The sequence below is a fragment of the Chloroflexota bacterium genome (assembly GCA_018648225.1).
Lineage (GTDB): Bacteria > Chloroflexota > Anaerolineae > Anaerolineales > UBA11858 > NIOZ-UU35.
On sequence record JABGRQ010000044.1, the window covers coordinates 1 to 4,072 of the forward strand.

Below are 4,072 nucleotides of genomic sequence, written 5' to 3' on the forward strand. Positions count from 1 at the left end.
ATAACCTATCCTACCAGATTTCCAATGCTCATTATTTTGGCGAAACTAAAGTACCCTATTCGTTCCCTGTTGATTACCAGCCCCTCGGCGGGCGCGGGCAAATCCACCATATCGGCGAATTTGGGTACAGCCCTTGCCCAGGGGGGGAAGCGCGCTGTGATCGTGGATGCCGACATGCGCCGCCCGACGCAGCACACCTACCACCAACTTACCAATCAGTTGGGCCTCAGCGCTGTATTTGTCTATCGAACCGATTTTACGGACAGCCAGGCTCTACCCGAAGGATTAATTCAGGCAACAAAATCTGACGGGTTGGAAGTGATGACGGCAGGGAAGAATCCACCCAATCCATCCGAGCTGTTGGCCTCCGAGAAAATGAACCAGCTCATTCGATATTTGAGCACGGAATGGGATGTGCTGATTATTGATTCGCCGCCGTTGATGGTTGTAACTGATGCGGCAATCCTTGCGCCTCGTGTAGATGGCGTTTTGTTGGTCGTAAAACCTGGTGAAACAAAACTAACCGCGGCGCGCGATGCGGTGGAACAGTTGCGCCGGGTGGGGGCGAACCTGATAGGGGTTGTGATTAATGAAGTAGACCCAAAATCAGGACGTTACGGATACTATTATCGTTATGATGACCAGTATTACGGACATCCAGAAGGTGAAGGCAGTGCGAAAAGCCGTCTGGTACGGCGAGCGTTGGTCGGATTTGCCGCGGTTGCAGTATTCTTGGGCGCTGTATGGCTAGGGTTGGGTGTGGCTACCGGGCAGGGTCTTCCCGCCTGGATGGGCGGCAGCACCAAAGCAACCCCCACTACAATATCTGTAGCTCAAGCGTTATCAGAAGCTACTGCGATGAAAGAGTCGCCTATTGCAACGCCGACTTTGCCACAGCAATCCGTTACTAAAGTTTCGGGCACGGAGGGGGGTGAAGCGACAGCTACTCTGGCGCCTACTTCCATACCTACGCTAACCCCTACTCTCTTGCAGCCCACCCCCGGGCCTGGTCTGGCTACTCCCTTTGGGGCACAGAACGAATATCTGCTTCACCAGGTTAAGTTTGGTGATAACCTTCCTACACTGGCAGAACAATTTCAGACGGATCGTGATGTGATTGTCGCAGCAAACGGATTGCTGCCCAATCAGAGTTTACAGCCCGATCAGGTGATTGTGATTATGCCTGGTCGCACCGATTCTTTAGGGATTGTGCCGCTTACTGTTTTATTTTTAGATGAAGAAGTCCTGGTTGCCGATTTTGCCGCCAGCCGTGGTGCGACGGTTGAAGAACTCATCCAGTATAACGCGCTTGGCGCGCATGAGACCATCCCGCCCGGGCGCTGGGTAATTTTCCCGCGGCGTGTGGTTATCCCAACGGTTGTCCCCACGGCAATCCCGACCCTTGATTTGAGTTTCGCGCTAACAGCGCCTTTTGGTCCGGCGAATGAGTATGTGCTGCACCAGGTGGGGCCTGGGGAGAGTGTGCCTGTGTTGGAAGACCTGTACCTGACCTCAGCCGAAGTTATTTACGCAGCGAATGAAGTCAAAGGCAGCATCCAGGCTGGACAAGTGTTGGTGATTATGATTGAGCGTACAGATCCAACCAATGTGGTGCGTTTCTCGGTCATCAATGTGATGGAAGATATTCGGGCAGAGGATTTAGCGATTGATCTGGGCGTATTGACCATGGATATCTTGTCGTACAACAACCTTGAATCGGGCGATACCATCCTGGCAGGCAGTTGGGTGATCTATCCGGCCGCGGAAAATGAGTAGGTCGGGATTAGCTTCACGAAACAAGGGCATGTGCGAGACAATAGTCTCGCACATGCTCTTGTTTCATAAATAGTGGGTTGTTAAGCGCAGCGAAGATTTAATCAGTAACATGTTTCGAAAATGCTCAAAGAAATTACCACAAACTTGAAACAAATCCTTGAAGCGGCGCAAGCGCCAGCGTCACTGGATGAGCATCCCTGGACAAAAAGCCTTTGGGTGCAACAATTTGCCGCGCAGCAACCTGCAATTAACGCCCACAGCGCTGGTTATCAATTATTATCTGCACTGAGCGCGCTTTTTCGCGAAACCATGCCAGGGACGCCGCCGCGCCGTGGCAAACGCATTGATACCCGTTGGGGACAATTTGGTATCATCGGCGCGTTATATTTTGCGCCCTTTGACTTTTTGGTTGCGCGCCCGGTGAGTTTACTGGATGCCTGGGGGCGCATTGATGAAGTGATTCTGAGCTATGCGCATCAACAGCCGCCTGAACTGCTTTCTCCCGAGGCGATTGCGCGTTATCGGTTGGTTGGCGATGAATATCAGGCAGGCCCGGTAAGCACGCTCAGCGATTGGCATCTACGCGGGCTTGAACGGTTGGCCGAATTCCTGCGTGACCGTGAACGGCTGCTCAGCGCCCAATACGCCTGTGAATCAATTGTGCTCAATCCACAGGCTGAAGATGTTGAAATAAGTATCCCCATAACTGAACCTGCTGTCACACTAAGGCCGGGAGTTGCTTTTTATCGTCGTCATGCCCGCCAGATATGGCTTTCACTGCTGCTGGTGTTGGTGGTATTCTTTGGCTGGCAGGGGCTGCGTACATACCGGCTCTATCGCGCCTTTAAGTCCGATGTAGATCAATTGCAACAATTCTTGGAAATAGAACCTTCGCTTGAAAGGGTGGGGGAAGTGGAGGATTTGCTGGCGCAAACACGTCAGGATGTACTGGCTTTGCAGGCACAGATCAAACCCTATCGCTGGGGCGGACGCCTGTTGGGGTGGCTGCCGCTTTATGGAGGCGATCTTGCCGCCGCAGGCGATCTGGTAGATTTTGCCGCTGGTTTGGCAGGTGCTGCCGATGAAGGTTTTCAGATTGTCTCGCCGCTCATCGCGGAGGGGCAACCCGAAGCGCCACAGCTTGCTTTCCCTGAGATATTAGCAGATCTGGCTGCGGCTCAGCCGCGTTTTGAAATTGCGCAAACCGCGCTGCAAGCTGCTTTGGCTGCACGCACCGGCATCGATGCAGAAAAATTATCTCCCCAAACGCGCCCCTTGCTAGAAAGAATAGACCCCTATTTGCCGTTGTTGGAAGACGGTGTGAATGCGCTGGGAGCGCTCCCCAAATTGATGGGCGCAGCTCCTTATGGGCCGCAAACCTATTTAATATTAATCCAGAACGAAGATGAGATTCGCGCCACGGGGGGATTTATCGCCGCGGCGGCGATCATCACCATCGAAAATGGCAAAATCATTGCCTTTCGGGTCGAAGATTCATATGCCTTTGATGATCTTACCCGACAATATCCCGCGCCTCCCTGGCAAATGCAAGAATATATCCGCGCCTGGATGTTTACCTTCCGCAATAGCAACTGGTCGCCCGATTTCCCCACGACTGCAATTTGGGCCGAGTATCTTTACGCCTATAGCAGCGCGCACTCTGTGGATGGCGTAATCGCGATTGATCAGTATATGTTGAAATTATTACTTGAAGTACTCGGCCCGATTAGAGCTGAGGCTTCAACCGACGTTGTTACCGCCGAAAATGTGATCGAAATTATGCGGGCTTCAAAGAGCGAATATGAGGGGAATGATCCGGAGCGCAAAGGCTTTATCGGAATCATCGCCAAGGCCATGATCACCCAACTGCAAAATGACCCCAATCTTCCCTGGAAAGCACTGATGGAAACCGTTGTGCGCGCGCTGAATGAACGCCATCTGCTCCTCCAGTTTGATGATCTGGCTGTCAATGAACTGATCGCGCAACTGGGCTGGAATGGTGCGATGCGCCCTGGGGAGGGGGACTACTTGATGGTAGTAGATACCAACCTGGGGTGGAATAAAGTCAATGCCGTGTCCGACACTGCGATTGACTATTTCGTCAATCTTGCTGATCTTGGCCTGCCACAAGCACTGCTGACCCTGAAACACCGCAACGCAGGAACTGGTGCGGAGGCGTGTATCCATGCTTCCTATGGAAGTGGTGAATATTATGATTTAGTTATTCGTTGTTATTGGGACTTTGGACTTTGGACAAAAGTAAGAGGAACTGCGGCAAAATAGGTGCATGAACCTC

At 52.3% G+C, this 4,072-nt stretch carries 2 protein-coding genes; both read left to right on the forward strand.

Features of this window, described 5'->3' with window-relative positions; genetic code table 11:
• The first annotated feature begins 24 nt into the window (after window positions 1–24).
• Window positions 25–1,776, forward strand: coding sequence for a polysaccharide biosynthesis tyrosine autokinase (locus tag HN413_02320; protein ID MBT3389224.1), 1,752 nt, complete (start codon window positions 25–27; stop codon window positions 1,774–1,776).
• 120 nt (window positions 1,777–1,896) lie between these two features.
• Window positions 1,897–4,059, forward strand: a complete 2,163-nt coding sequence (locus HN413_02325) for a DUF4012 domain-containing protein (GenBank protein MBT3389225.1) — start codon at window positions 1,897–1,899, stop codon at window positions 4,057–4,059.
• Window positions 4,060–4,072 lie beyond the last annotated feature (13 nt).